27 protein-coding genes are annotated in these 23,996 nt (G+C 65.2%); 15 read left to right on the top strand and 12 right to left on the bottom strand.

Annotation, left to right across the window (positions count from 1 at the left end):
* Positions 1 to 10: 10 nt before the first annotated feature.
* Complete coding sequence (locus AUL31_RS14735) at positions 11 to 865, top strand: transglycosylase SLT domain-containing protein (protein WP_060608256.1); 855 nt, start codon at positions 11 to 13, stop codon at positions 863 to 865.
* A 4-nt stretch (positions 866 to 869) separates the two neighbouring features.
* On the opposite strand, the gene AUL31_RS14730 is transcribed toward AUL31_RS14735, so the two are convergent.
* The gene (locus AUL31_RS14730) at positions 870 to 1,781 is read right to left on the bottom strand and encodes a polyprenyl synthetase family protein (RefSeq protein ID WP_060608252.1); all 912 of its coding nucleotides are present in this window, start codon (positions 1,779 to 1,781) and stop codon (positions 870 to 872) included.
* A gap of 108 nt (positions 1,782 to 1,889) precedes the next feature.
* Between AUL31_RS14730 and mtgA the strand changes: the two genes are divergently transcribed.
* Both mtgA and rpmF read left to right on the top strand, forming a co-directional pair.
* Positions 1,890 to 2,636 carry a monofunctional biosynthetic peptidoglycan transglycosylase gene (gene mtgA, locus AUL31_RS14725; RefSeq protein WP_082646965.1) on the top strand — a complete coding sequence of 249 codons (747 nt, stop codon included), beginning with the start codon at positions 1,890 to 1,892 and terminating at the stop codon, positions 2,634 to 2,636.
* A 217-nt stretch (positions 2,637 to 2,853) separates the two neighbouring features.
* Complete coding sequence (gene rpmF / locus AUL31_RS14720; protein WP_039195390.1) at positions 2,854 to 3,033, top strand: 50S ribosomal protein L32; 180 nt, start codon at positions 2,854 to 2,856, stop codon at positions 3,031 to 3,033.
* A 97-nt stretch (positions 3,034 to 3,130) separates the two neighbouring features.
* Here the strand turns inward: rpmF and phaR are convergent, their stop codons facing one another.
* Complete coding sequence (gene phaR / locus AUL31_RS14715; protein ID WP_060608249.1) at positions 3,131 to 3,739, bottom strand: polyhydroxyalkanoate synthesis repressor PhaR; 609 nt, start codon at positions 3,737 to 3,739, stop codon at positions 3,131 to 3,133.
* 220 nt (positions 3,740 to 3,959) lie between these two features.
* Between phaR and AUL31_RS14710 the strand changes: the two genes are divergently transcribed.
* Together AUL31_RS14710 and phbB are read left to right on the top strand one after the other, a co-directional pair.
* A complete protein-coding gene (locus tag AUL31_RS14710; protein WP_060608246.1) occupies positions 3,960 to 5,144 on the top strand; it encodes an acetyl-CoA C-acetyltransferase in 1,185 nt (394 codons plus the stop codon).
* Between the two features lie 54 nt (positions 5,145 to 5,198).
* The gene (gene phbB / locus AUL31_RS14705; protein WP_060608967.1) at positions 5,199 to 5,924 is read left to right on the top strand and encodes an acetoacetyl-CoA reductase; all 726 of its coding nucleotides are present in this window, start codon (positions 5,199 to 5,201) and stop codon (positions 5,922 to 5,924) included.
* Positions 5,925 to 5,933: 9 nt separating this feature from the next.
* Here the strand turns inward: phbB and AUL31_RS14700 are convergent, their stop codons facing one another.
* On the bottom strand, positions 5,934 to 6,353 hold the full coding sequence (locus AUL31_RS14700) for an META domain-containing protein (RefSeq protein ID WP_060608243.1): 420 nt from the start codon (positions 6,351 to 6,353) through the stop codon (positions 5,934 to 5,936).
* A gap of 73 nt (positions 6,354 to 6,426) precedes the next feature.
* Positions 6,427 to 6,705, bottom strand: a complete 279-nt coding sequence (locus tag AUL31_RS14695; protein WP_143190268.1) for a hypothetical protein — start codon at positions 6,703 to 6,705, stop codon at positions 6,427 to 6,429.
* A 106-nt stretch (positions 6,706 to 6,811) separates the two neighbouring features.
* Between AUL31_RS14695 and AUL31_RS14690 the strand changes: the two genes are divergently transcribed.
* Positions 6,812 to 7,084 carry a hypothetical protein gene (locus AUL31_RS14690; RefSeq protein ID WP_143190267.1) on the top strand — a complete coding sequence of 91 codons (273 nt, stop codon included), beginning with the start codon at positions 6,812 to 6,814 and terminating at the stop codon, positions 7,082 to 7,084.
* A 4-nt stretch (positions 7,085 to 7,088) separates the two neighbouring features.
* Here the strand turns inward: AUL31_RS14690 and AUL31_RS14685 are convergent, their stop codons facing one another.
* The 3 genes from AUL31_RS14685 to AUL31_RS14675 all read right to left on the bottom strand — a co-directional run bounded on the left by AUL31_RS14685 (position 7,089) and on the right by AUL31_RS14675 (position 9,182).
* Entirely contained in the window at positions 7,089 to 7,817 is a 729-nt protein-coding gene (locus AUL31_RS14685; RefSeq protein WP_060608231.1) for an LrgB family protein, read from the bottom strand.
* The gene (locus tag AUL31_RS14680; protein WP_060608226.1) at positions 7,814 to 8,197 is read right to left on the bottom strand and encodes a CidA/LrgA family protein; all 384 of its coding nucleotides are present in this window, start codon (positions 8,195 to 8,197) and stop codon (positions 7,814 to 7,816) included. The genes AUL31_RS14685 and AUL31_RS14680 overlap by 4 nt, the downstream gene beginning before the upstream one ends.
* 64 nt (positions 8,198 to 8,261) lie before the next feature.
* Entirely contained in the window at positions 8,262 to 9,182 is a 921-nt protein-coding gene (locus AUL31_RS14675) for a LysR family transcriptional regulator (protein WP_060608224.1), read from the bottom strand.
* 279 nt (positions 9,183 to 9,461) lie between these two features.
* On the opposite strand from AUL31_RS14675, the gene AUL31_RS14670 reads away from it, so the two are divergent.
* From AUL31_RS14670 to mmsB, 7 genes are read left to right on the top strand one after another with little or no spacing between them, the layout of a single operon-like run.
* A complete protein-coding gene (locus AUL31_RS14670; RefSeq protein WP_060608965.1) occupies positions 9,462 to 10,667 on the top strand; it encodes an ABC transporter substrate-binding protein in 1,206 nt (401 codons plus the stop codon).
* A gap of 17 nt (positions 10,668 to 10,684) precedes the next feature.
* Complete coding sequence (locus tag AUL31_RS14665) at positions 10,685 to 11,479, top strand: ABC transporter ATP-binding protein (protein WP_060608962.1); 795 nt, start codon at positions 10,685 to 10,687, stop codon at positions 11,477 to 11,479.
* Positions 11,476 to 12,216, top strand: coding sequence for an ABC transporter ATP-binding protein (locus AUL31_RS14660; protein WP_060608219.1), 741 nt, complete (start codon positions 11,476 to 11,478; stop codon positions 12,214 to 12,216). The genes AUL31_RS14665 and AUL31_RS14660 overlap by 4 nt, the downstream gene beginning before the upstream one ends.
* Before the next feature lie 4 nt (positions 12,217 to 12,220).
* Complete coding sequence (locus tag AUL31_RS14655) at positions 12,221 to 13,105, top strand: branched-chain amino acid ABC transporter permease (protein ID WP_060608217.1); 885 nt, start codon at positions 12,221 to 12,223, stop codon at positions 13,103 to 13,105.
* 2 nt (positions 13,106 to 13,107) lie between these two features.
* On the top strand, positions 13,108 to 14,097 hold the full coding sequence (locus AUL31_RS14650) for a branched-chain amino acid ABC transporter permease (RefSeq protein WP_060608212.1): 990 nt from the start codon (positions 13,108 to 13,110) through the stop codon (positions 14,095 to 14,097).
* Positions 14,098 to 14,101: 4 nt separating this feature from the next.
* Entirely contained in the window at positions 14,102 to 15,691 is a 1,590-nt protein-coding gene (locus AUL31_RS14645; RefSeq protein ID WP_060608208.1) for a GMC family oxidoreductase, read from the top strand.
* A 16-nt stretch (positions 15,692 to 15,707) separates the two neighbouring features.
* Positions 15,708 to 16,583: a 3-hydroxyisobutyrate dehydrogenase gene (mmsB, locus tag AUL31_RS14640; RefSeq protein WP_060608959.1), complete on the top strand. Its 876-nt coding sequence runs from the start codon at positions 15,708 to 15,710 to the stop codon at positions 16,581 to 16,583.
* 3 nt (positions 16,584 to 16,586) lie between these two features.
* Here the strand turns inward: mmsB and AUL31_RS14635 are convergent, their stop codons facing one another.
* The 3 genes from AUL31_RS14635 to AUL31_RS14630 all read right to left on the bottom strand — a co-directional run bounded on the left by AUL31_RS14635 (position 16,587) and on the right by AUL31_RS14630 (position 18,457).
* Positions 16,587 to 16,817: a hypothetical protein gene (locus AUL31_RS14635; RefSeq protein ID WP_060608204.1), complete on the bottom strand. Its 231-nt coding sequence runs from the start codon at positions 16,815 to 16,817 to the stop codon at positions 16,587 to 16,589.
* A 70-nt stretch (positions 16,818 to 16,887) separates the two neighbouring features.
* The gene (locus AUL31_RS20040) at positions 16,888 to 17,043 is read right to left on the bottom strand and encodes a DUF1289 domain-containing protein (RefSeq protein WP_073469358.1); all 156 of its coding nucleotides are present in this window, start codon (positions 17,041 to 17,043) and stop codon (positions 16,888 to 16,890) included.
* A gap of 22 nt (positions 17,044 to 17,065) precedes the next feature.
* Complete coding sequence (locus AUL31_RS14630; RefSeq protein ID WP_060608202.1) at positions 17,066 to 18,457, bottom strand: GGDEF domain-containing protein; 1,392 nt, start codon at positions 18,455 to 18,457, stop codon at positions 17,066 to 17,068.
* Between the two features lie 253 nt (positions 18,458 to 18,710).
* Between AUL31_RS14630 and AUL31_RS14625 the strand changes: the two genes are divergently transcribed.
* On the top strand, positions 18,711 to 19,838 hold the full coding sequence (locus tag AUL31_RS14625; RefSeq protein ID WP_306302617.1) for a DegT/DnrJ/EryC1/StrS family aminotransferase: 1,128 nt from the start codon (positions 18,711 to 18,713) through the stop codon (positions 19,836 to 19,838).
* On the opposite strand, the gene AUL31_RS14620 is transcribed toward AUL31_RS14625, so the two are convergent.
* Positions 19,831 to 21,456 carry a GMC oxidoreductase gene (locus AUL31_RS14620; RefSeq protein WP_060608194.1) on the bottom strand — a complete coding sequence of 542 codons (1,626 nt, stop codon included), beginning with the start codon at positions 21,454 to 21,456 and terminating at the stop codon, positions 19,831 to 19,833. The two genes, AUL31_RS14625 and AUL31_RS14620, sit on opposite strands and share 8 nt — an antisense overlap.
* 277 nt (positions 21,457 to 21,733) lie before the next feature.
* Complete coding sequence (locus AUL31_RS20360) at positions 21,734 to 21,979, bottom strand: hypothetical protein (RefSeq protein ID WP_143190266.1); 246 nt, start codon at positions 21,977 to 21,979, stop codon at positions 21,734 to 21,736.
* Between the two features lies 1 nt (position 21,980).
* Between AUL31_RS20360 and AUL31_RS14615 the strand changes: the two genes are divergently transcribed.
* The coding region (locus tag AUL31_RS14615; protein ID WP_192842529.1) for a beta strand repeat-containing protein at positions 21,981 to 23,996 on the top strand (2,016 nt) is incomplete at its 3' end.

Genomic DNA, 23,996 nt, shown 5'->3' with positions numbered 1-23,996 from the left:
GGCCGGTCGGTTGCGGTGGCTTCGCCTTTTGCCGGTTGCCGCGACGGTCTGGGCGCTTGGCGCCGTGGGCACGCTCGCCGAAGAGGCCGAAGCCGACTCGCCCGTCGGTGCGATCTGCGATCTCATAGCGGACAATGCCGCCGAGGCGGGCATGTCGCCGGATTTCTTCGCCCGCCTGATCTGGAAGGAGAGCCGCTTCGATGCCGGGGCGATCTCGCCGGTCGGGGCGCGCGGCATCGCCCAGTTCATGCCCTATACGGCGGCCGAGCGCGGCCTAGAAGACCCGTTCGACCCGAAGCAGGCGATCCCGCATTCCGCCAGCTATCTGCGCGACCTGAAGGCCGAGCTCGGCTCGTGGGGCCTTGCCGCAGCCGCCTATAATGGCGGCATCAACCGGGTGAAGCGCTGGATGCGGGCGGGTGGCCGGCTGCCCTTCGAGACGGAAGACTATGTCCTGTCGATCACCGCCTATCCCGCTTCCTGGTTTCGGGACGAGGTGGGCCGCGATTTCGAAGCAAAGCCGCTGGACGCGGCCTTGTCTTTCGAGGATTCGTGCCGGCGGCTGCCGATCATGGAGACGCGCGCGGTCTTCGCGCTGGCGGAAAGCGCGCCGATGCGGCCATGGGGCGTGCAGGTGGCCGGCCATGTCAACGAGGCTATTGCACTGCGCATCTACCGGCGGCTGCAGGATGCCCACCCGGCGATCCTGGGCGGTGTCGATCCGATCCTGATGCGCGCCCGCCCGGCTTCCGGTCCGCGCCGTATCACCGCGGTGCGGGTGGGAGCCGACAGCCGGGCACAGGCCAATGCCATCTGCACCCGCCTGCGCGGCGATGGAGGCGCCTGCGTCGTGCTGCGCAACTGACGCTTCAGCGGTCGCGCCCCGCAATGAAGCGGGCGGTTTCGCAGAGGGTGGCGCCCGCCTCGCCGAAGGGTGACAGAAGGTCCTCCGCCTCCGACACCAATTGCGACAGGCGATCGCGCGTCCATTGCAGCCCGTGCAACGCCGGCAGCGTCTTCTTGCCCCTGTCCCTATCCTTGCCGGCGGCCTTGCCCAGCGTCGCCGCATCGGCCGTCTCGTCCAGAAGGTCGTCGGCAAGCTGGAAGGCGAGCCCGACCACTTCCCCGAAGCGGCGCAACCGTGCGCGGTCGGCCGGCGAGGCATCCATCAGCACGGCGCCGGCTTCGCAGGCGAAGGCGATCAGCGCGCCGGTCTTCATCGCCTGCATGCGGGCGATGGACGCCTCGTCCAGAGTAACGGTCTCGGCCATGAGGTCGAGCATCTGGCCACCGGCCATGCCGGCCGCCCCGGCATCGCGCGACAGAAGCACAACGAGGCTCAGCCGTGCCGCGGGCGACAGGTCTTCCGCTTGAGCGACAAGCCCGAAGGCGAGTGTCAGAAGGCCGTCGCCCGCAAGGATGGCCGTGGCCTCGTCGAAGGCCTTGTGCACCGTCGGACGGCCGCGCCTCACATCATCGTCATCCATGGCGGGCAGGTCGTCATGGATGAGCGAATAGCAGTGGATGCATTCCAGCGCGGCTGCAACCTGCGCCGCACCAGCCGGCGGAACGCCGAAAAGCGCCGCCGATTCGAGGGTCAGGAATGGGCGAAGCCGCTTGCCGCCGCCGAGTGAGCCGTAGCGCATCGCATCGGCAAGCCGGTCCGGCATGTCCGCCAGAAGCGGCGTGGATGCCGACAAGGTGCCGGCCAAAGCCGTCTCCACCGCCGCGGCGGTTGCGTTGAGCCTGTCGGAGAATGCCGGGGAATAGGAGCTTGTCACGAGGCGCGTTCCTGACCATGCTTATGCGGGAACTCCCCGTGTGCCGGACTGGCCGTCGGCGGGCAAGGCCTTTAGGCGCGGCGCAGTGCCGGCAGGCGATGTGGGGACATGAGCGAACTGAACCTCGATGCTGAACCGGAAAGGAAACCGCAGGTGCGGAAGCGAACGTTCGGCGGGCGGCTGAAGCGATTCGCAGTGCTGCTGATCCTGGCCGTCGTGGCGTTGCCGCTGGTGCTGGTGCCGATCTACGCGATGCCGACCACGCGCCCCGTATCGACTCTGATGCTCTCGGAGCATTTTGCCTTCCAGCCCTATGACAGGCAGTGGGTGCCGCTGGAGGACATCGCACCTGTGCTCGTCCGCTCGGTGATGATGTCGGAAGACGGCCAGTTCTGCGCCCATGGAGGCGTCGACTGGGCCGAGTTCGCCGGGGTGATGGACCGCGCCTTCAGTAGCGACGGACCCAGCCGGGGCGCCTCCACCATACCCATGCAGACGGTGAAGAACCTGTTCCTGTGGAACGGTCGTTCCTATGTGCGCAAGGGGCTTGAACTGCCCCTGGCCATGTATGCGGACACGATGTGGACCAAGCGCCGCATGATGGAAATCTATCTCAACGTTGCCGAATGGGGGCCCGGCGTCTACGGCATCGAGGCCGCGTCGCGCTACTATTTCAACCGCCCCGCTGCCGACCTTTCAAGCCGGCAGGCGGCGCTTCTGGCAGTGACGCTGCCGTCGCCTCTGTCACGCGATCCGGCAAAGCCAAGCGCCGGGCTGGCGCGGATGGCGGATCGCATCCAGGCGCGGGCCCGGGCATCGGGAGATTACACCCAGTGCCTGGACCTCGGGCGCTGATGGTACGAAGCGGGCAGGGGGACTTTTCTTTCGTCGCCGCTTTTGGTATTGGGCTGTCACGATTTCCCCGATGCAGGTGAATACGTGGGATTGCTCAAGGGCGATCCACGGTCGGCTGCAACGTGGACGGTGCCGGAGCCGATCGAGCCCGATGCCGATGGCGACAACAGGACAGACAAGCGATGGGGCCCGGGCCGTCATCGCCACGGAGCACGACATGGCCGTACCCAAAAGAAAGACGACGCCCTCCAAGCGTGGCATGCGCCGCTCGGCCGATGCGCTGAGCGCCCCGACCTACGTCACGGACAAGAACTCGGGCGAGCTGCGCCGCCCGCACCACATCGACCTGAAGACGGGCGTCTATCGCGGCCGCCAGGTTCTGAAGGCTCAGGACTAAGTTTAACCGGAAGGGCCGTTGCTCGGCCCGAATGGTTCGATGTTGACGGGAAGGCCGGTGCATGCACCGGCCTTCTTGCGTTGCGGCAAAGCGGGTTTCAGCTTTTGCGGGAGTCGAGCGCCTCGATACGCTTCTGCATGTCGGCAAGCTCCTGCCGCATGGCTGCAAGGTCATCCGCGGGGGATGCACCGCCGCCCGCCTTCCCGGCCGTGTGCGCGGTTCCGTTGGGCGCCGGCTGCCCCTCGGTCATGGCATTGGCGATGAAGGGGTTGAAGACGCTCATCGCCTGGCGGAACAGTTCCGTGTTGCGGCGCACCTGATCCTCGATCAGCCGCGTCGTCTGCGCGACCGCCTCCGCCGGGTTGGTCCGGAAGCGCTCCTGCTCGTGCGAGAAGGACGTCATCGACTGTTCCAGATAGGCCGGGATCACCATCTGCATCTGATCGCCGTAGAAGCGTATGAGCTGGCGCAGGAAGGTGATCGGCATCAGGTTCTGGCCGTTCTTGTTTTCCTGCTCGAAAATGATCTGCGTCAGGACGGAATGGGTGATGTCTTCGCCAGTCTTGGCGTCCTGGACGACGAAATCCTCGTTGCCCTTCACCATCGCGGCCAGGTTTTCCAGCGTCACGTACATGCTGGTGCCGGTGTTGTAGAGACGCCTGTTTGCGTATTTCTTGATGACCGTCGTTTCGTTCCTGCGAGCCATAGTCTCTCTCCCGAGCATTGCGCCTCCGCGATGCCGCTTCGCCTCTGCGGGCGAATGCTGCACTGCCTAAAAGAACATACCGGTCATAGCGCGGCAATCCAAACCTTTGTCATGCGAGGATGCTCTTTTGTACCGTGCCGTCCCTTCACAAAGTCCCGCGTCCGGGTTTTGATGGGCGGGAAGGGCAGGCTCGACCTGCCTTAAAGGAGGAATTTTCATCATGAGTGCCGCTCAATCCATCGTCATCGTGGGCGCCGCCCGCACGCCGGTCGGCGCGTTCAACGGCGCCTTCGCCAATGTGCCGGCGCATGAACTGGGCGCCGCAGCGATCGGTGCTGCGCTCGCACGCGCCGGCGTGGACGCAGCCGAGGTGGACGAAGTGATCCTGGGTCAGATCCTGCAGGCGGGCGAGGGACAGAACCCGGCCCGGCAGGCGGCGATGAAGGCCGGATGCCCGAAGGAAACCACGGCCTGGGCGCTGAACCAGCTTTGCGGCTCGGGCCTGCGTGCCGTGGCGCTGGGAATGCAGCAGATTGCCCTGGGCGATGCCCGCGTCATCGTGGCCGGGGGGCAGGAATCGATGTCCATGGCGCCGCATGCGGCGCATCTGCGCGGTGGGCAGAAGATGGGTGACCTGAAGCTGGTGGATACGATGCTGAAGGACGGCCTGATCGACGCCTTCCACGGCTATCACATGGGGATCACCGCCGAAAACGTCGCCCGCCAGTGGCAGATCACGCGCGACGAGCAGGACGGCTTTGCCGTGGCCTCGCAGAACAAGGCCGAGAAGGCGCAAGGGGAAGGCCGTTTCCGCGACGAGATCGTGCCCTTCACGGTGGCGGGCCGCAAGGGCGACACGGTCGTCGACCAGGACGAATACATCAAACCCGGCACGACGCTGGACAAGGTGCAGAAGCTGCGGCCGGCCTTCGACAAGGAGGGTTCCGTCACGGCGGCGAACGCCTCCGGCATCAATGACGGTGCGGCCGCCTTGGTGCTGATGTCCGAGGACGAGGCCTCACGCCGTGGACTGTCGCCGATGGCGCGCATCGTATCCTGGGCGACGGCCGGCGTGGACCCGGCGTTGATGGGGTCCGGCCCCATCCCCGCATCCCGCAGGGCGCTGGAAAAGGCCGGCTGGTCGATCGAGGACCTCGAACTCATCGAGGCAAACGAAGCCTTTGCGGCGCAGGCCTGCGCGGTCAACAAGGATCTTGGATGGAACCCGGACATCGTCAACGTGAATGGAGGCGCCATCGCCATTGGGCATCCGGTGGGCGCCTCCGGCGCGCGGATCGCCAACACGCTGCTGTTCGAGATGCAGCGGCGGGGCGCGCGCAAGGGGCTGGCCACCCTCTGCATCGGTGGCGGCATGGGCATCGCCATGTGTTTCGAAGCCATGTGAGAAAAAGAATCGCCTGGCAGCAAGGCCGGCGGCGTCGAGTGGGAGGACATGCGCATGCAGAGGACGGCAATCGTAACCGGTGGCACGCGCGGTATCGGCGCGGCCATCGCCAGGGCGCTTGCGGCGGCGGGCTACAAGGTCGCCGCCAATTACTGCGGCAACGAAGCGGTGGCGGAACGCTTCACGGCGGATACAGGCATCGCCACCTTCCGATGGGACGTATCCGACTATGATTCCTGCGGGCGCGGCGTCGCCGCCGTCACGGAGGCGCTGGGCGCGCCGGACATCCTCGTCAACAATGCCGGCATCACGCGGGACGCGATGTTCCACAAGATGACGCCGCAGCAATGGAACGAGGTCGTGGCCACCAACCTGACCGGCCTCTTCAACATGAGCCGCCTTGTCTGGGAGGGGATGCGAGAGCGCGAGTTCGGCCGCATCGTCAACATCTCGTCGATCAACGGCCAGAAGGGCCAGATGGGCCAGGTGAACTACTCGGCCGCCAAGGCCGGGGATATTGGCTTCACCAAGGCGCTTGCCCAGGAGGGCGCCCGCAAGGGCATCACGGTCAACGCCATCTGCCCCGGCTATATCGACACCGACATGATGTCGACGATCTCCGACGATGTCATGCAGAAGCATATCCTGCCGCAGATCCCCGTCGGCAGGTTGGGGCAGGCGGACGAGATCGCCCGCACCGTGCTTTTCCTGGTGGACGAGGATGCCGGCTTCGTCACCGGTTCCACCGTAACGGTGAATGGCGGCCAGTATCTCGCCTGAGCTACGCGCTCAGGCGTTGGTGCCGCGCACCAGCACCATCAGGCTGGTGCCGTCGGCACCCAGCAGCACAAGGCGGCCATCGGCATCCTCACGCCACCCGGTGACGCTTTCCAGCGCTGAGAGAAAGGCCCGCTCCTGCTCCATCACCGCACCGGCGCAGGCCATGCGTGTGGAGGCAAGCGCCCCGAAACCCATCTCGTCATCGGCCAGCGTGGCCGTTCCACTGTAGCGGTTGCAACCGCTGGAGCCGTTGACGCGGCCATCCGCCTGGATGATCAGCGATGGCTCGCTCTGGTCCAGCACGCCGGCATCGCCGATCGTCTCGACCGTCCAGGCGCCCACCGGCGCCATGCCGGCGGGCTCGTCCGCCAGCGCGCCGGATGTAAGGATGGCGAATGCGGAGAGACCCGCCATGATCAGGGCGCGCATGTCTTTCCCCTTCGTTTGGTCGTCATGCAACGGAAGGATAGGGCGCCGCCCTGTCTGCGGCACCCCCCTGGCCTCAAACGACGTCGCCTGTTGCCGGGCCGGGAACGGAAACGAGGACATAGCGCTGCCGGCGGCCGATCAGCATCAGCGGCACGCTGGCGAAGGACAGGATAAGCGCGGCGGCGGCAAAGAGCCCGATCAGGGGATTGTCTTCCATCGCCGTCGTATAGAAGAGCTGGTAGGTCTCATACAGGAAGATGGGCGGGCAGAAGGTAAACAGCAACGCGCCCGCATAGCCGTGTGTCCGGAAACGGGTCGTCACCAGCGTTTCGTTGTGGCCGGAAATGGTCATCTGTCCTCTCGCCTTGTCCTTCGGATCGACCATTTTCCGCCTTAAACCTTGCGCCAGCCAAGCGAAGCCGGCCGGGCGCCGGAGATCCGACAGCGGAGGAACCGCAATGCGCACCTTATCCACACTCTCGATAGCGGTCCTGATGCTGTCGGGATGCACCGTCGCCGGCGGTGCGACGGCTTTTCGCGGCGAAATCGTTGCACCCGACGACGCCCCCGTGTCGCGTTGCGACAATTATGCGCGCCAGACCTATTACAACGCGCTGGAAGACTATTCGGACGATCGCGGCAGCCTGTCGTCGCGCCTGATGACGCGGCAGACGGCCGAGCGCGCCGCAGACCGCGCCTATGAGCGGTGTCGGCAGGGGCGGTTGAACTGACGCATCAACGCATCAGCAGTCCAACCAGCGGCGGCAGGATGATCGAGGTGGTCAGCGCGTTCAGTCCCATGGCGATACCAGCGAAGGCCCCGGCCAGGGAATCGACGGTAAAGGCGCGCGCCGTGCCGATGCCATGCGAGGCGAGCCCCACGGCGAAGCCGCGCGCGGCATAGTTGCGGATGCGCAGGGCGTTCATCATCGGCGTGACGATCAGGGCGCCGATGATGCCCGTCAGGATGCACATGGCGGCCGTCAGCGCCGGCTGGCCGCCAATGGCCTGCGAGATACCCATGGCAACGGGGGCCGTCGCCGATTTCGGCGCAAGCGACAGGATGGCCACCTGCGGTAGGTCCAGCCACCGCGCCATCAGTACGGTGACGGCGATGGCCGTTGCCGAACCGATGACCAGGGCGGCCAGCAGGGGCACGAAATTGTCCATGATGACGCGGCGTGCGCGATACAGCGGAATGGCGAGGGCCACGGTTGCGGGGCCCAGCAGAAAATGGACGAACTGCGCACCGTCGAAATAGCTTCGATACGGCGTGCCCGTGATGGTCAGAAGCGCCGCGATGATGAGAATGGCGATCAATACCGGGTTGGCCGCGGGATTGCGGCCCGTGCGGATGGCGATCTCGTCGGCAACCAGCCAGGCCAGCAGCGTCACCGTCAGCCACAGCAGCGGGGATGCGGACAAATAGGCCCACAGCTCGAAGGGGGTCGGCGTGCCGATCATGCGTCGCCCCGGCCTTTCGTCAGCCGGTGGACCCCCACGAAGGTGACGACCGTCACCAGCAGCGTCACCACCACCGAAACGACCAGGATCGCGGCGAAGGCCAAGGCATTGCCGGACAGCAGCCCGAGATGATCCACAAGCCCGACGCCGGCCGGAACGAACAGAAGTCCCAGCATGCCGAGGATCTTGTCGGCCACGCCGCCCAGCGCACCGTCCGGCCCCGCGTCGAGTACGCCGCGGCCGGCGCTGCCGGTTGCCAGAAGTAGAGCGAAGAGAAGGAGCAGCCCGATGACGGGGCCGGGCACGGGCATGCCGAAACCGTGCGCGACGGCTTCGCCGGCAAGCTGGCATGCAAGGATAAGGGCGATCGGTTTCAACATGTAGGCGTTAGTCTCCGGACGACGCGCGGCAGCTTAGGCGATGGCGGCGGGCCGCGAAAGAAGGTCAGTCGGGCAGGATCGGACGCGCCATGAACATGTCCTCGAAGGCGGCGGCCTCGCGCCGGATGAAGTCCCGCACGACGCGGATACGGGGGGCATCGGCAAGGTCTTCGCGGCACGACAGCCAGTATTCCCGCTCGATATGAAGCTCCTGCGGGAGAACCGGCACCAACTGCGGATAGGCGCGCGCGATGAAGTAGGGAAGGATGGTCATGCCGTAGCCCGCCAGCCCCGCGGCAAGCTGGGCGATGATGCTGGAACTCTGGTAGCCGGCGCGTTTGCCGGGCAGGATGTCACGCAGATAGTCCAGCCCCGGCGCAAAGATCATATCGTCGATATAGCCCGCCAGGGGATGCTCCATCGCCTCGGCGCGGCTGCGGATGGGCGGGTGCGAGTCCAGATAGGATCGGCTGGCATAGACGAGCAGGCGATAGCCGGCGATCTTCTCGACCTGATACGGTCCGGCGGCCGGCGGGTGCAGGGCGACGGAGATGTCGGCTTCGCGCCGCGACAGCGACAGGATTTGCTGCAGCGTCATGAACTCGATCAGAAGACCGGGATTGCGCGAGGCGAAATCCGGCAGGCGAGACGACAGGAAGAAACTGCCGAACCCCTCGGGCGTCGATAGGCGGATGACGCCGCGCAGGGCCGCCGCCTCGCCCGAGATGATCTCGTGCAGCCCGTCGGCGGTCTGCTCCATCGCCTGTGCATGGGCAACGAGGCGCTCTCCCACCCCGGTCAGCGTGTAGCCGCGCGGCGAACGCTCGAACAGGCGCAGCGACAGGGAATGCTCGAGCCGGTCGATCCGTCGCGATACGGTCACGTGATTGCTTCGCAGGCGCCGCGCCGCCGACGAAAGCTGGCCGGTCTGCGCCACCGCCAGAAAGTAACGCAAATCGTCCCAGTCGAAGCCGCTACCCGGCATGGTGCCACGCTTTCGTACAATTGCCTGTACGAAAGCGTACATATCTTGTGCGGAAAATTCCATATGCGGCGCATCATGCCGATGCTAGCCTTTGTCGCAGAGGTTGTGGCTGGTTCACCGCAGGAAACGGAGCCGCTCAATTCTCAGCCTGATCGCGGCACAGAACGCGGCGGGCGCCGGGAGGATGACGTATTGTGGCGCTTGATGCGTCGCCGCGGCCCTTGCCGCGATGCTGCATTTCCCGTGGACCTGAATCGTGGCACCCGGGAGGCTTCCTCAATGCATAAACTGTCCGTCCTGACCGCAGCCCTTTTGGCCGCCGTCGCCATGCCGGCAATGGCGCAGATATCCGACGATGTCGTCAAGATCGGCATCCTCAACGATCAGTCCGGCGTCTACGCCGATTTCGGCGGCCGCTGGTCTTACGAGGCGGCGCTGATGGCCGTTGAGGATTTCGGCGGAACGGTCAACGGCGCGACCATCGAGGTGATCACCGCCGACCACCAGAACAAGCCGGACGTCGCCTCCAATATCGCCCGCCAGTGGTACGATACGGAGAATGTCGACACCATCATGGAGCTGACGACATCCTCGGTGGCGCTTGCGGTACAGGGCCTGTCCAAAGAAAAGAAGAAGATCACCATGGCGACGGGGCCGGCCACGACGGCCCTGACCGGAGAGCAATGCAGCCCCTATGGGTTCCATTGGGCCTACGATACCCACGCTCTGGCCGTCGGCACGGGCGGCGCCCTGGTGGAGCAGGGCGGCGATACCTGGTTCTTCCTGACGGCGGACTATGCCTTCGGCTACTCGCTGGAAGAGCAGACGTCGAAATTCGTGACGGAGCATGGCGGCACGGTGCTTGGATCGGTGCGGCATCCGCTGTCCAATACCGATTACTCGTCCTTCCTGCTGCAGGCGCAGGCTTCCGGCGCAAAGGTGATCGGCATGGCGAATGCCGGCCTGGATACCGCCAACACCGTCAAGCAGGCATCGGAATTCGGGATCGTGCAGGGCGGCCAGAAGCTGGCGGCGCTGTTGTTCACGCTGGCGGAGGTGCATGGCCTCGGCCTGCAGGCGGCGCAGGGCATTACCCTGACCGAGGGGTTCTACTGGGACCGTGACGACGAAAGCCGCGAGTTTTCGCAACGCTTCTTCGAGCGTACGCAGCGCATGCCCAACATGGTGCAGGCGGGCACCTACTCCACTGTCACCCAGTATCTGAAGGCCATCCAGAAGGCCGGCACCGACGAGACGGAGGCGGTTGCCAAGGTGCTGCACGAAATGCCGGTGGACGACGTGTTCGGTCGTGGCGGCAAGGTGCTGGCGAATGGGCGCATGGTCTATGACATGTATCTCATGGAGGTGAAGTCGCCGGACGAAAGCACCAAGCCCTGGGATTACTACAAGGTGCTTGCCACCATCCCGGGCGCCCAGGCCTATCTGTCCGCCGAGGAAAGCGGCTGCCCGCTTGTGACGCAGTAAGCGGCATGGGGGCGCCGATGACAGACCAGCCGCATCCGGGCGACGGGGCGCAGGCCGGCAAGGCAGGGGCTGTGCTTCTGTCGTGCCGCGGGCTGCGCCGGGACTTCGGAGGGTTTACCGCCGTCAACAATGTCGATCTGGATGTGCGGCACGGGGAGGTTCATGCCCTTATCGGGCCGAATGGAGCCGGCAAGACGACGGTCTTCAACCTTTTGACCAAGTTCCTGCAGCCGACACGCGGGCAGATCACCTTCGACGGCGAGGATATCACCCGCGCCTCGCCCTCGGCGGTGGCGCGCAAGGGGCTTGTCCGCTCTTTCCAGATATCGGCGACCTTTCCGCATCTGACGGTTCTGGAAAACGTCCGCGTGGCGCTGCAGCGGCCGCGCGGTCTGGCCACCCAGTTCTGGCGGCCGGTATCGGCGCTCGACGTGCTGAACGCACGGGCGCTCGAACTGCTCGAAGAGGTGGGGCTGGCCGAAGCGCGAAACGCGCTGGCCGCCGATCTGTCCTATGGGCGCAAACGCGTTCTGGAGATCGCAACCACACTGGCGCTCGACCCGAAGGTCCTGCTGCTCGACGAGCCGATGGCCGGCATGGGGCAGGAGGATATCGGAACGGTATCGGAGCTCATCCGGCGTGTCGGGCAGGACCGCGCCGTCCTGATGGTGGAGCATAACCTCAAGGTGGTGGCCAATCTGTGCCAGCGGATCACCGTGCTTCAGCGCGGCGAGATCCTGGCGGCCGGCGACTACCAGACGGTGTCCAACGATCCTCGCGTCCGAACCGCCTATATGGGAACACAGGAATGAGCCACGCCGCCACCTCCCATCGTCCGGCCGATGCCGGGCAGGCGCTGCTTTCGGTGCGCGGTCTCAATGCCTGGTACGGCGAAAGCCATGCACTGCACGGCGTGGACCTGGATATCGCCAGCGGCGAGACGATCACGCTGATCGGCCGCAACGGCGTCGGCAAAACCACAACGCTGCGCGCCATCATGGGCATTATCCCGAAGCGCACCGGAACCATCCGCTTCGACGGGCGCGACATGATGCCGGTGCCGTTGCATCGCACCGCGCATCACGGCATCGGCTTCGTGCCGGAAGAGCGCGGCATCTTCGCCTCGCTGACGGTCGAGGAAAACCTGACCCTGCCGCCCGTCGTCGGCAAGGGCGGCATGACGCTGGACGAAATCTACGATCTCTTTCCGAACCTTCATGAAAGGCGCGCCTCCGGCGGCACCAAACTGTCGGGCGGCGAGCAGCAGATGCTGGCCATCGCACGGATGCTGCGGTCGGGCGTGCGGCTTCTGCTGCTGGACGAGCCCACCGAGGGGCTGGCCCCGGTGATCGTGGAGCGGATCGGCGAAATCCTGATCGAGTTGAAGAAGCGCGGGCTGACCGTCCTTCTGGTCGAGCAGAACTTCCGCTTCGCGGCGCGGGTCGCCGACCGCTTCTACCTGATGGACCACGGCACGGTGGTGGACAGTTTCGCCACGCGGGATCTGGCCCATCACCAGCAACGCCTGAACGAAGTGCTGGGAGTCTGAGCTCATGACCATGATCTTCGGCGTGCCCATCCAGGCCCTGATGGGGCAATTGCTGGTCGGGCTCATCAACGGCTCGTTCTATGCGATGCTCAGCCTTGGCCTTGCCGTCATCTTCGGCCTGCTGCGCATCATCAATTTCGCCCATGGCGCGCAATACATGCTCGGCGCCTTTGCCGGCTATCTTCTGCTGACCTATGGCGGCATCGGCTTCTGGCCTTCGCTCATCCTGGCGCCGCTGATCGTCGGGCTGGCCGGCGGGCTGATCGAAAGGCTGGCGCTGTCGCGCCTCTACGACCTCGATCACCTGTACGGGCTGCTGTTCACCTTCGGCCTCGCGCTCGTGCTCGAAGGTACGTTCCGCTACTATTTCGGCGCATCCGGCCAGCCTTACGCGCCGCCGCCGCAACTCGCGGGCGGCACCAATCTCGGCTTCATGTTCCTGCCCAACTATCGCGGCTTCATCGTTGTCGCATCGCTGGTCGTGTGCCTGGCGACATGGCTGCTGATCGAGAAGACCAAGCTTGGGGCCTACCTGCGCGCCGCGACCGAAAACCCGACGCTGGTGCGCGCTTTCGGCATCAATGTGCCTCTTCTGCTCACCTTCACCTATGGCCTCGGCGCGGCGCTGGCCGGGTTGACGGGCATTCTCGCGGCGCCCGTCTATCAGGTCAGCCCTCTGATGGGCTCCAACATCATCATCATCGTCTTCGCCGTCGTGGTTGTGGGCGGCATGGGTTCCATCGGCGGGGCCATCGTCACCGGGTATCTGCTGGGGCTCTGCGAAGGGCTGGCCAAAGTCTTCTATCCCGAGGCGTCCAATATCGTCATCTTCGTCATCATGGCGCTGGTGCTGCTGGTGCGGCCCGCCGGCCTGTTCGGGAGGGCCTGACAATGGCAAACGCGACTTACGGCGTGGCCGCCGTCGAACGCCGGGGTGCGGCGCCGGTGCGGCTGGCGCTGCTGGCCATCGCGATCGCGGCCCTCATCCTTGCGCCGCTGGGCCTGTACCCGATCTTCCTGATGAAGCTCCTGTGCTTCGCGCTCTTCGCCTCGGCGTTCAACCTGCTGCTCGGCTATACCGGCCTTCTGTCCTTTGGACATGCGGCCTTCTTCGGCGGGGCGGCCTACATCACCGCCCATGCGGTGAAGGTGTGGGGCCTGTCGCCGGAGCTGGGCATCCTCGTCGGCATGGCGGGCGCCGCGGTGCTTGGCCTCGTCATGGGCTTTCTGGCGATCCGCAGGCAGGGAATCTACTTTGCCATGGTGACCCTGGCGCTGGCGCAGATGTTCTTTTTCTTCTGTTTGCAGGCGCCCTTCACCCACGGCGAGGACGGTATTCAGGCGGTGCCGCGGGGAACGCTGTTCGGCTTTCTGGACCTCGGCCAAAGCCTGAACATGTACTATTTCGTGCTTGCGGTTTTCCTGATCGGCATGTTCGCCATCTACCGTATCGTGCATTCGCCCTTCGGCATGATCATGAAGTCGATCCGCGAAAACGAAAATCGCGCCATCTCGCTCGGCTACTCGGTCAATTCCTACAAGCTCGCCGCCTTCGTGATGTCGGCGACGCTGGCCGGCCTGGCGGGCTCCGTCAAGGCGCTGGTGTTCCAGTTCGCGACGCTGACGGACGTCGCATGGCAGATGTCGGGCGAAGTGATCCTGATGACGCTGCTCGGCGGCATTGGCACCATGCTGGGGCCCTTCTTCGGCGCGGCCATCGTGGTGACGCTACAGAACTACCTTGCCACCTCGTCCTTTCCCGTCACCATCATCACCGGCCTGATCTTCATGGTATGCGTGCTGGTATTCCGCCGCGGCATCGTGGGCGAGTTCCAGAACTCCCGGTTGGGCCGACGCATCATGGAGCGTCTCGGCGCCTGATATCATGTCCGAAACATTCGACTACATCGTCGTGGGCGGCGGCACCGCCGGCTGCACGCTCGCCAACCGCCTGTCGGCCGGCACGCGCAGCGTGCTGCTGCTGGAGGCGGGCGGACGCGACAATTACGCCTGGATCCACATTCCGGTCGGCTATCTGTACTGCATCGGCAACCCGCGCACGGACTGGTGCTTTTCCACCGAGGCGGAGGAAGGCCTGAACGGCCGCGCGCTGGGTTATCCGCGCGGCAAGGTGCTGGGCGGCTGCTCGTCCATCAACGGCATGATCTACATGCGCGGCCAGGCGAGGGACTACGATCTGTGGCGCCAGATGGGCTGCGAGGGCTGGGCCTGGGACGACGTGCTGCCGTTGTTCCGCGCCAGCGAGGACTATTACGCCGGGGCCGACGCCATGCATGGCTCTGGCGGCGAATGGCGTGTCGAGACCGCCAGGCTGCATTGGGATATCCTCGATGCCTTCCGCGAGGCGGCCGCGCAATATGGCATCCCGAAGATCGAGGATTTCAACCGCGGCGACAATGAGGGTTCGTCCTACTTCAAGGTCAACCAGAAGCGCGGCGTACGCTGGAACACCGTCAAGGCGTTCCTGCGGCCGGCCGAGAAGCGGCCGAACCTTTCGGTCCGGACGGGCGCACAGGTGCGCCGCCTTCTGATCGAGGAGGGCCGCGTCGTCGGCGTGGAGTACGAGATGGCCGGCGCGATACACCGCGCGGCCTGCCGTGCCGAAGTGGTGCTGAGCGCCGGGGCCATCGGCTCTCCGCATATCCTGGAGCTTTCCGGGATCGGCAGCGGCAGCGTGCTGAGCGAGGCAGGGATGGAGACGGTCGTCGACCGCCCCTCCGTCGGCGAGAATCTGCAGGATCACCTGCAATTGCGCTGCGCCTACAAGGTGTCCGGCATCCGCACGCTGAACGAGCGTGCCTCCACCATGGCCGGCAAGATGATGATCGGCCTGGAATATGCCCTGTCGCGGTCGGGCCCGATGTCCATGGCGCCCAGCCAGCTTGGCGTGTTCACGCGGTCGGACCCGGCCTTCGAAACGGCCAATCTGCAATATCACGTGCAGCCCCTCAGCCTCGAGAAGTTCGGCGAGAACGTCCATTCCTTCCCGGCCTTCACCGCCAGCGTCTGCAATCTGCGCCCCGAAAGCCGGGGCAGCGTGCATCTGCGCTCGCCCGACCACCGCGCGCAGCCGGCCATCCGCCCCAACTACCTGTCGGCGGAGGCGGACAAGCGCGTCGCGGCCGACTCCATTCGCATCACCCGCGCCATCGTGGGCCAGCCGGCGCTTGCACGCTACAGTCCGCAGGAGTTCAAGCCGGGGCCGTCCTTTGCGACACAGGAAGAGCTGGAGCGCGCCGCCGGCGACATCGGCACGACCATCTTCCACCCCGTCGGCACCTGCCGGATGGGGAGCGATCCAGACTCGGTCGTGGACCCGCATTTGCGGGTCCGTGGCGTACACGGCCTGCGGGTGGCCGACGCTTCGATCATGCCGACGATCACGTCCGGCAATACCAACTCGCCCACGGTCATGATCGCCGAAAAGGCGGCACGCATGATCCTGGCGCAATAGGAGACAGGCAATGAGCATGCGGATCGCCTTTGTCGGCCTCGGCAATATGGGGCTGCCCATGGCCCTCAATCTCAAGGCGGCCGGCCACCGGGTCGTCGGCTTCGACCTTGCCGGGGGCGCCCGCGCCGCAGCGCAGCAGGCCGGGCTGCCCCTGGCTGCGGAGCTTGCCGATGCGGTGGCCGATGCGCAGGCCGTCATCACGATGCTTCCGGCCGGTCGCCATGTCATCGGCGTCTGGACGGAGCTGGCGTCGCTGGCCGCTCCGGGCGCGCTGCTCGTCGACTGCTCGACCGTCGATGTCGACAGCGCACGCGAGGCGCATGCCATGGCCGCCGCAGCCGGCATGCTGTCGCTGGATGCGCCGGTATCCGGCGGCACGGTCGGTGCGGAAGCTGCGACGCTGACCTTCATGTGCGGCGGCTCGGACGAAGCGTTCTCCGCCGCACAGCCGGTGCTGGCGCTTATGGGCAAGCGGATCGTCCATTGCGGCGCGGCCGGGGCAGGGCAGGCGGCCAAGATCTGCAACAACATGATCCTCGGCATATCGATGATCGGCGTTGCGGAAGCCTTCGTGCTGGCCGAGAAGCTGGGCCTGTCGCACCAGGCGCTGTTCGACGTTGCGTCGACATCGTCCGGCCAATGCTGGTCCCTCACCACCTATTGCCCCGTGCCCGGGCCGGTTCCGGGATCGCCGGCCAACCGCGATTACAAGCCCGGTTTCGCAGCCGCGCTGATGCTGAAGGATCTGGGGTTGGCGCGGGAGGCTGCCGACGGTTCGGGGGCGGCAACGCCCCTCGGCCGGCACGCAAAGGAAATCTACGAGGCGTTCGATGCGGCCGGTGGCGGCGGCGAGGATTTTTCGGCGGTGATCAAGTATCTCCGGCAGCGGTGAGCGTCAGGCGGACGGGCGCTCGGTCAGCACATAGCCTTCCGATACGAGTTCCGTGACATTCAGTGCCGGCCGGCGATAACCGAACTCCCGGCGCTCATCGTCGCTGAGGAGGATCTCCCAGATGGACCCGCGATGCTGGCCGCGATAGCGGCCGGCCGGCAGTACGCGCCGGCGTACCATGACCTCGTCGGGCACGATGAAGGTCTCGACCGTATCTACCGACATGCTGACCATGAGTATCGCCTCCCGGTTAACGCACTTTCATCATTTAGGCGATAATGCGGCAAAGCCGTGTCTGGTTCCGTCACCTGCGCCGGTGCGGAAGGGCGGCCATGATGGCGGCGCGCTCGGCATCGCTCATGCTGCCCCATCGGGCGATCTCGTCGATCGTGCGCAGGCACGCCGTGCACAGGCCAAGGCGTTTGTCGAAGGTGCAGATCTTCAGGCAGGGGCTTTCCATGGGGGATTGCCTAACGCCTGGTTCAGGCGGGGACAAGCTCGGACATCACCCGGTTGCGGCCGCCCTTCTTGGCCGAGTAGAGAAGCCTGTCGGCCTTCTGAAGCGCGTCGGACAGGCTGTTTCCGCCCGGCTCTGTCGAGCTGAGGCCGATGCTGACCGTGATGCCGAATGCGCGGACCTCGCGCATTTCGACGGTCATGAAGGATATCGCCTCTCGCAGCCTTTCGGCGAACAGGAATGCCTCGCGCGTCCGCGTGTTCGGCAGAATGAGGGCAAATTCCTCGCCGCCCATGCGACCGAAATGGTCACCATCGCGCAGTGCCCTGCGCACGGCATCGGCGAAGCTGCGCAAGGCGGCGTCGCCGGCCGCGTGGCCGTAGGTGTCGTTGATGAGCTTGAAGCGGTCGACATCGAGCACCAGGACGGCACATCGTGCCTGCGCCGCGGCGCTGCCGGCGCGGCGCAGGAACTCCGGACGGGACAGGGCGCCCGTCAGCGAGTCCGTTGCCAGTGCCTTCTGAAGCTGCCGCATCAAGACCAAACGACTCGAGCTGATGGATGAGACGGCGAGAGGGCCGAGGATCAGCAGCGTCAGCGCAAATCGGAGCGAGACGATATTGCGTGCATCGGCCAGATCGACGCGCATATCGACGAGCCCGGAGGCGATCGCGACATTGGCCAGCACGAGATACAGAAGAAGCACGATTGTATTGGTGAAGAGCGGCAGCGAGATCGCAAACCACAGCAATGCCGGAAGCGGAAAGAAAACGGCTCCCGGCCCGCCGACGACGACGCCGAACAGGCAGCACAGGCCGAACGTCAATGTCGGGGCCGCCAGGCGCCGCACCGATGTCCGGTCCGAATTGTGCTGCCTGAGAGCGCGACGCCAGCGATGGGGAAACGTCGCGATAAAGGGCAGGATGGCGACGTAGCTCGTCATCTCGGCCGAAAGCCACTGCGCAAAGGAAGCAATCAGGGCATGCCCGAAAAGCGCGTTGGACGCCAGGGCGCCGCAGGTGGAGGTGATCAAGGCCGGCACGCAGGCCGCCGCCGCCAGCTTGATCACGGAATTGGGGCGCCGCAGGCGGAACTCCTGTGGCGACATGTCCCGCAGCATGACGACACCCGCTACGATGCCAAGGAGATTGGCCGCGTTCAGCAGAAGCGCGGCGCTGATCGTGCTTCCGGTGACAAGATCCGCCGCCACGAAGCCGGCGGCCACCGCAACCCATTCCAGCGGATGCCCGAGTTTGCGGTAGCGGGCGAACACGCCGACGACGATGGCATTGGCAGGCCAGAACGCGGCCAGAAGACCGACCGGACGGGAGAATATACCTATCAGGCACGCGCCGAAGACGATCGAGAACAACAGGGCAATGCGAACGACCCGCTCGCTGGAGGCATCTGACGTCATGGCTTTCCAGCTTTCACGCATGAATACGCGCTACCAGGGAGTTGGACCCGGATACGGCGGCTGCAGACTTGGACGTGACATATCCATAGTATTGTATGCGTGCAATCTAAGGATGTTTTCTCAAAAGGCGACTACGCCTTTTTGGTAGTGCCGCGACAGGAAGTTCGCGCTGCCAACTCCGCCGGGAAAGGGAAGATGGCATCCTCAGCAGACGAGGACAGGCTTCAGGGCCGGAGGAGTTCAGGTGCCATCGATGGGAATGCAGGAGTGGATCGCCGCCGGTCGTGCGATCGCGCGGGGTCACCTGGCGCGCCACGGCAAGGAAGCACGCTTCACCAATGCCTTCGAGCAGCGCCTGGCAGAGGTGACGGGCGCCCGGCATGCACTGGCGGTCTCGTCGGGAACGGCCGCGCTTATCTCGGCGCTGGTCGGCGCGGGGATCGGGCCCGGGGACGAGGTTCTCGTTCCGGCCTATACGTGGATGGCCACGGCCGCCGCCGTCGTCATTGTCGGCGCGGTGCCGATCTTCGTCGATATCGATGAAACGCTGACCATCGACCCTCACGACATCGAGCAGAAGATCACGCCCTATACGCGGGCCATCATGCCGGTGCACATGGGCAATGCGCCGTGCGACATGGATGCCATCATGGCCATTGCCGCAAGGCGTGGACTGCTTGTCATCGAGGATGCCTGCCAGGCCGTCGGGGTGCGATACAAGGGCCGGCATCTTGGCGCGATCGGCGACCTCGGCGCCTACAGCTTCAACAAGATGAAGAACATGAATATCGGAGAAGGCGGAGCTGTGCTGACGGGCAACAGCCGATATTTCGCCCGGGCCCGGGGCTATCACGACCTTGGCGACCTGATCCGCGACCACGAGAAGCCGCTGGAAGAGCCGGCCCTCATCGGCGTCAATTACAAGGTTACCGAAATCCAGACCGCGATGCTGACGGTGCAGCTCAAGAAGGTCGTTCCGATGCTGGAGCGCATGCGCAATCGTCGCGCCATGATGGCCGATATCCTGTCGGGCAGCTCCAGCTTCCGCGTGACGCCGCACAACGATGCCGAAAGCGCGGTCAGCCTGACGATTCTGGCCCCGTCGAAGGAGGAGGCCATCGAGTTGCAGTCGCGGCGCGGCGTCTGGAACCGTCTGCGCGACAGCTCGAAGCACGTCTATACCAACTGGGAGCCCATCCTGGCCCAGCGTACGTCCCACCCGAAGCTGAACCCGTGGGCGTGGGCGAACCGGGAGATCCGCTACGACCGGGACATGTGTTCCAGGACGCTGGACATACTCGATCGCACCTGCGTGGTGAATTTGGGCATGAACTATCCGTCCGCACTCATGCGCCGCATCGCGCGCGGTATCGTCAGATGAACTCTTCCACCCGGCGGCGCTCGGGCTCGGCCGCCGGCTCGAGCCGCCGGCCGGCGGCGTGTGCGGCAGCCCGCGCCGACAGAGCCATGATCGTCAGCGTCGGGTTCTGCACGCCAAGCGACGGCATCGCGGCCGCATCGGTGACGTAAAGCCCCTTGGTGTCCCAGCACTCGCCATTGGCATCGACGACGGAGGTGGATGGGTCGGAGCCCATTCGTGCCGTGCCGCACTCGTGGATGCCGGTGCCCGGCGGGGCGATTTCCTTGCTGATATACTCGACGTCGAGGGCCAGCGCCTTGGCCGCTTCCGCCACCTTCTCCATCATGTGCCCGGCGATGGCGTTGTCGGCATGGTCGTAGCGGCAATCGATGCTCAGGATGGGCAGGCCGAACCGGTCCTTTCGGGACGACAGGCTTATACGGTTCTCCGGGCGGGGGCGCATCGGCGAAAAGCCGACAATGTCGATCCGGGCCCGCTCGCTACCCATCGGCTGGCGATGGATCTGCAGGCCGAAGGGGCCTTCCAGCAACGTGCCCGTCGCCGGGTGGTCCACATGCGCCATTGCCGGGACATAGATGCAGCGGCCATGCTCGCCTTCCGTCGTGTCGTCGCCCGTCCGCACGCCAATGTGGCCGGCGCAACTGGCGACGGCATGGTCCATGACGTAACGTCCAAGCGCATCTGAATGCATGCCGAGGCCCTCCCGGTTGGCGGGATCGCGCGACATCAGAAGGATACGCGTGGACTCGAAAGCCGAAGCGCACAGGAAGACGATCGGCGCTTCCGCCGACCGGCGTTTGCCGCTGCGCCCATCGATCCAGCCGACGCCGGTGACGCAGCCATTGCCGTCCCTGCGCACGTGATCGACGATCGCGCCCGTGGCCAGGGTCAGGCGGCCGGTTCTGGCGGCCATCGAAATCCAGTCCAACGGCGGTGCATAGCGGCCGAGAATGGGGTGCATGTCGGGCGACAGGTCTTCAAGCGCGGCCATCATCGCCGCCTCTTCGGGCCGTGGCGCGACGACGGTGTGAAGGCGACTGTCCGGCACCAGCCTGGAACTGTCGTTTCCACCCCTCAGGCGCAGCTTCTCTTCCGTCGCTGCGTACCAGGGCTCGAGCTCGGACAGACCGACCGGCCATGCGGGCCGACCGTGGGCGTCTGCATCCAGATCGGCATTGGCCATGCGATAATATTGCCGCCCATGGCCCGGCACCATCATCCGGCCCCCGACCTGGCGGGATCGAAACCAGTTGAACTTCGTACCCGGCGCGGTCTCATACGGGCAGTCGCGATCGTCGACGAGGGAGCCTGGAGACAATTTCCACGCGAAGCAGCGCGACTGAATGGGCTGCCGGAGCCTGCCATAGGCCGACAGGGCCTTCATGCCCACGGCGTTCAGAGCAGGCGGAATGGCGCGGCGGCGCAGGCTGTTGGTGATAGAAGCGATGATCCGCGCAGACGGCGCATTGACGCCGGCCAAAGGTGACGTCGGCTGCCAGCCGGCCTCCAGCACCAGGACACGCAAGCCGGCGTGCGTCAGCTCATGGCATGCCACGCCGCCTGCCGCGCCGCTGCCCACGACGATGGCGTCATAGGGTGGGGCACCATCGGCATGCACACTGTCGTGCGATAAACTATCAGCATGGAATGGCATTTTCGTAAATCAGATCATCTTTGCCAATTCGACAAAGAAATATTATGTGCGGGCAGATCGATATTCTATGGCGCACATTTATTCGGCCCTAGCACGATAGGCTTAATCTATCCGCCAATCGAGGTATTGACGGAAGTTAGGAATCATAACCGTTGGTTGTATACCGTCTAGGAAATATTTCTTAAGCCACGGCCTCACCGAGCTTGCCGCGAGGTGTCCACAGTATCGGAGCCGAATGACATTATCGCAACGGAGCGTGTTCATAAGCATCAAAATGTGCATCGAAAGTTGCATGCAGGCGGAATTGGGTCATTGATGGTTTCTCAAAGATAAGCTTGCCTTTCTGTTGATGAGCGACGTCGATGAAGTTTTCTGCCAAGGCATTGAAATCCGCATCGCTGCTCGCGACGACATCGTGGGTTGCCATCGCTCTCTTCGCCGACCAGGCGAATGCCGGATGCACCCCGGCAAGCGCGGGAAACGACATCGTGCTGTGCGATGCTGCGACGCTTCCGGATCCGGAAGCGACAACGATCGACCTTCTTGCCGGGGACGACACCCTGACTGTCGACAGCGGCACGTACGGCGGCGGGTTTACCGGGGGCTCCGGCGTCAAGACCGTCCTGCTGAATGGCGGGGTCATCGCCGGCTACACCAACACCATCGGCACCAGCTCCATAACATTCTCTCCAGCCAGCACAGCCACCGTAACGGGCGCGATCGTGACCGGAGGGGGGCAGGACCTTTTCGAGATCGACAGCGGAACGGTTTCGGGTGCAGTCAGCCAGGGCAACGGGATCGACACGTTCATCATGCGCGGCGGAAGCATCGGGTCCCTTGCGCAAGGGGACTCACGCGACATCTTCTTCATGTCGGGCGGGACGATCGTCGGTGCCTTCGAGGATGGCGATGTCGCCACCATGACCGACGGAACCATCGGCCGGGTCGATATGAAGCTCGACAAGAACATCTTCGACATGTCGGGCGGCTCGATCATCGGCAACCTCGTAACCGGGTTCGACGACGACCAGATATTCGTTTCTGCGGGCAGCATCGGCGGCAATATCAGCGTCAGCGGCGGCAATGACATCGTTCAGATCACCGGTGGCGCGGTATCCGGCGAGGTCCGGATGAGCACGGGGAACGATAATTTCCTGTGGCAGGGAGGGGGTACGATCACCGGTCTGATCGACATGGGGCCGGACAACGACCTTGTCACGCTGCGCAATCTGGCCGACGGCACAATCGCACCGACGCAGGCGATCACCGGCGGAACCGGGGTGGACGCACTCGTGCTGGCCGGTTTCGGCCCGACGGTGCTGGATGCCGGCTCCATCACGTCTTTCGAAACCCTGTCGAAGACCGAGCCCGGGCTTTGGACCCTTGGCGGCTCGCTGACCGACATCACCTCGGCCACCGTCTATGCAGGCACGCTCCGCCTGACCGGCACCAATGGCGGCTATGGCGGCTCGATGACCGTCGCGCCGGCCGGCACGCTCGAAGGGGCGGCGTCGGCGCTGACGCCTTCGATCCTTACCGACGGCATCGTCCGTTTCACGCAAGGCGTCGACGAAACCTATGCCGGCACGATTGCCGGCAGCGGTGCGGTGGAGAAAGTCGGGGTGGGCACCGTCGCCCTGACGACATCCAACACCTACGCCGGCGGCACCACCATATCCGAAGGAACGCTGCAGCTTGGAACGGGCGGCACCAGTGGCTCCATTGTCGGTTCGGTGGACATCGGCGCAGGCGGAACCTTCGCCTTCAACCGCTCCGATGACGTGCTCTGGGGCGGTGCCATCTCCGGCACCGGCAACCTCGTGCAGATCGGGCCGGGACGGCTGGACCTTGCCGGGGGCGCGGGCAATGGGTTTACCGGCGATCTCTATGTGCAGGGCGGCATCTTCGGCATGGTCGCGGGTGCAACGCTTGCCCCGGCCAACACCTATGTCGGCCAGGCGCTTTCCGGCGCTGCCGGCGCAGGCACGCTGCTGCTGGCCACCGGCGCGGTGCTGACGACGCCCGGCGACTTCATCGTCGGCCCGGTGGCCGGCTCCACCGGCACGGTGGTGATCGGCGGGCTGGAGGGTACGGCCCCGGTTGCGCCGGGCGCCATCAATACGCCGACGCTCCAGTTCGGCCCCGGCGACGGGCGGCTGGTGTTCAACCATTCCAGCAACGGCTACCAGTTCGACCTGCAGGCCCCGCAGACGGGCGTCGGCACCATCGCGGGCGATGGCGAGATCGACGTGCTGGCCGGGCGCACCATCCTCAACGCCGCCCATGCCGGCTTTGGCGGCATCAGCACGATATCGGGCGGCGCCCTGCAGGTGAACGGCATCCTCGGCGGCACGGTCGACGTCCTGGCCGGCGGCCGGCTGGAGGGCAACGGCTTCGTCGGCCCGACCAGCAATGCCGGCACCGTCGCGCCGGGCACCTCCATCGGAACGCTCACCATCCTCGGCGACTATGTCGGCGCCGGCGGCATCCTGGAGACGGAGGTG

This window comes from Aureimonas altamirensis (genome assembly GCF_001463885.1).
In the GTDB taxonomy this organism is placed as follows: Bacteria; Pseudomonadota; Alphaproteobacteria; order Rhizobiales; family Rhizobiaceae; genus Aureimonas; species Aureimonas altamirensis.
The sequence above is the reverse complement of the archived record's forward strand: the minus strand, read 5'-3'. Positions and strand labels throughout refer to the sequence as shown.

Bases quoted from the DNA above. Each gene is read 5' to 3' on its own strand.
- AUL31_RS20040 (WP_073469358.1), bottom strand. From the start codon at position 17,043: ATGGAAAGCCCCTGCCTGAAGATCTGCACCTTCGACAAACGCCTTGGC.
- AUL31_RS14685 (WP_060608231.1), bottom strand. From the start codon at position 7,817: ATGATCGGCACGCCGACCCCCTTCGAGCTGTGGGCCTATTTGTCCGCA.
- AUL31_RS14700 (WP_060608243.1), bottom strand. From the start codon at position 6,353: ATGCGCGCCCTGATCATGGCGGGTCTCTCCGCATTCGCCATCCTTACA.
- rpmF (WP_039195390.1), top strand. From the start codon at position 2,854: ATGGCCGTACCCAAAAGAAAGACGACGCCCTCCAAGCGTGGCATGCGC.
- AUL31_RS14670 (WP_060608965.1), top strand. From the start codon at position 9,462: ATGCATAAACTGTCCGTCCTGACCGCAGCCCTTTTGGCCGCCGTCGCC.
- AUL31_RS14660 (WP_060608219.1), top strand. From the start codon at position 11,476: ATGAGCCACGCCGCCACCTCCCATCGTCCGGCCGATGCCGGGCAGGCG.
- AUL31_RS14690 (WP_143190267.1), top strand. From the start codon at position 6,812: ATGCGCACCTTATCCACACTCTCGATAGCGGTCCTGATGCTGTCGGGA.
- mtgA (WP_082646965.1), top strand. From the start codon at position 1,890: ATGAGCGAACTGAACCTCGATGCTGAACCGGAAAGGAAACCGCAGGTG.
- AUL31_RS14635 (WP_060608204.1), bottom strand. From the start codon at position 16,817: ATGGTCAGCATGTCGGTAGATACGGTCGAGACCTTCATCGTGCCCGAC.
- AUL31_RS14625 (WP_306302617.1), top strand. From the start codon at position 18,711: ATGGGAATGCAGGAGTGGATCGCCGCCGGTCGTGCGATCGCGCGGGGT.
- phaR (WP_060608249.1), bottom strand. From the start codon at position 3,739: ATGGCTCGCAGGAACGAAACGACGGTCATCAAGAAATACGCAAACAGG.
- AUL31_RS14665 (WP_060608962.1), top strand. From the start codon at position 10,685: ATGACAGACCAGCCGCATCCGGGCGACGGGGCGCAGGCCGGCAAGGCA.
- AUL31_RS14710 (WP_060608246.1), top strand. From the start codon at position 3,960: ATGAGTGCCGCTCAATCCATCGTCATCGTGGGCGCCGCCCGCACGCCG.
- AUL31_RS14655 (WP_060608217.1), top strand. From the start codon at position 12,221: ATGACCATGATCTTCGGCGTGCCCATCCAGGCCCTGATGGGGCAATTG.
- AUL31_RS14695 (WP_143190268.1), bottom strand. From the start codon at position 6,705: ATGACCATTTCCGGCCACAACGAAACGCTGGTGACGACCCGTTTCCGG.
- mmsB (WP_060608959.1), top strand. From the start codon at position 15,708: ATGCGGATCGCCTTTGTCGGCCTCGGCAATATGGGGCTGCCCATGGCC.
- AUL31_RS14645 (WP_060608208.1), top strand. From the start codon at position 14,102: ATGTCCGAAACATTCGACTACATCGTCGTGGGCGGCGGCACCGCCGGC.
- AUL31_RS14675 (WP_060608224.1), bottom strand. From the start codon at position 9,182: ATGCCGGGTAGCGGCTTCGACTGGGACGATTTGCGTTACTTTCTGGCG.
- phbB (WP_060608967.1), top strand. From the start codon at position 5,199: ATGCAGAGGACGGCAATCGTAACCGGTGGCACGCGCGGTATCGGCGCG.
- AUL31_RS20360 (WP_143190266.1), bottom strand. From the start codon at position 21,979: ATGTCGTTTCCCGCGCTTGCCGGGGTGCATCCGGCATTCGCCTGGTCG.
- AUL31_RS14680 (WP_060608226.1), bottom strand. From the start codon at position 8,197: ATGTTGAAACCGATCGCCCTTATCCTTGCATGCCAGCTTGCCGGCGAA.
- AUL31_RS14630 (WP_060608202.1), bottom strand. From the start codon at position 18,457: ATGACGTCAGATGCCTCCAGCGAGCGGGTCGTTCGCATTGCCCTGTTG.
- AUL31_RS14650 (WP_060608212.1), top strand. From the start codon at position 13,108: ATGGCAAACGCGACTTACGGCGTGGCCGCCGTCGAACGCCGGGGTGCG.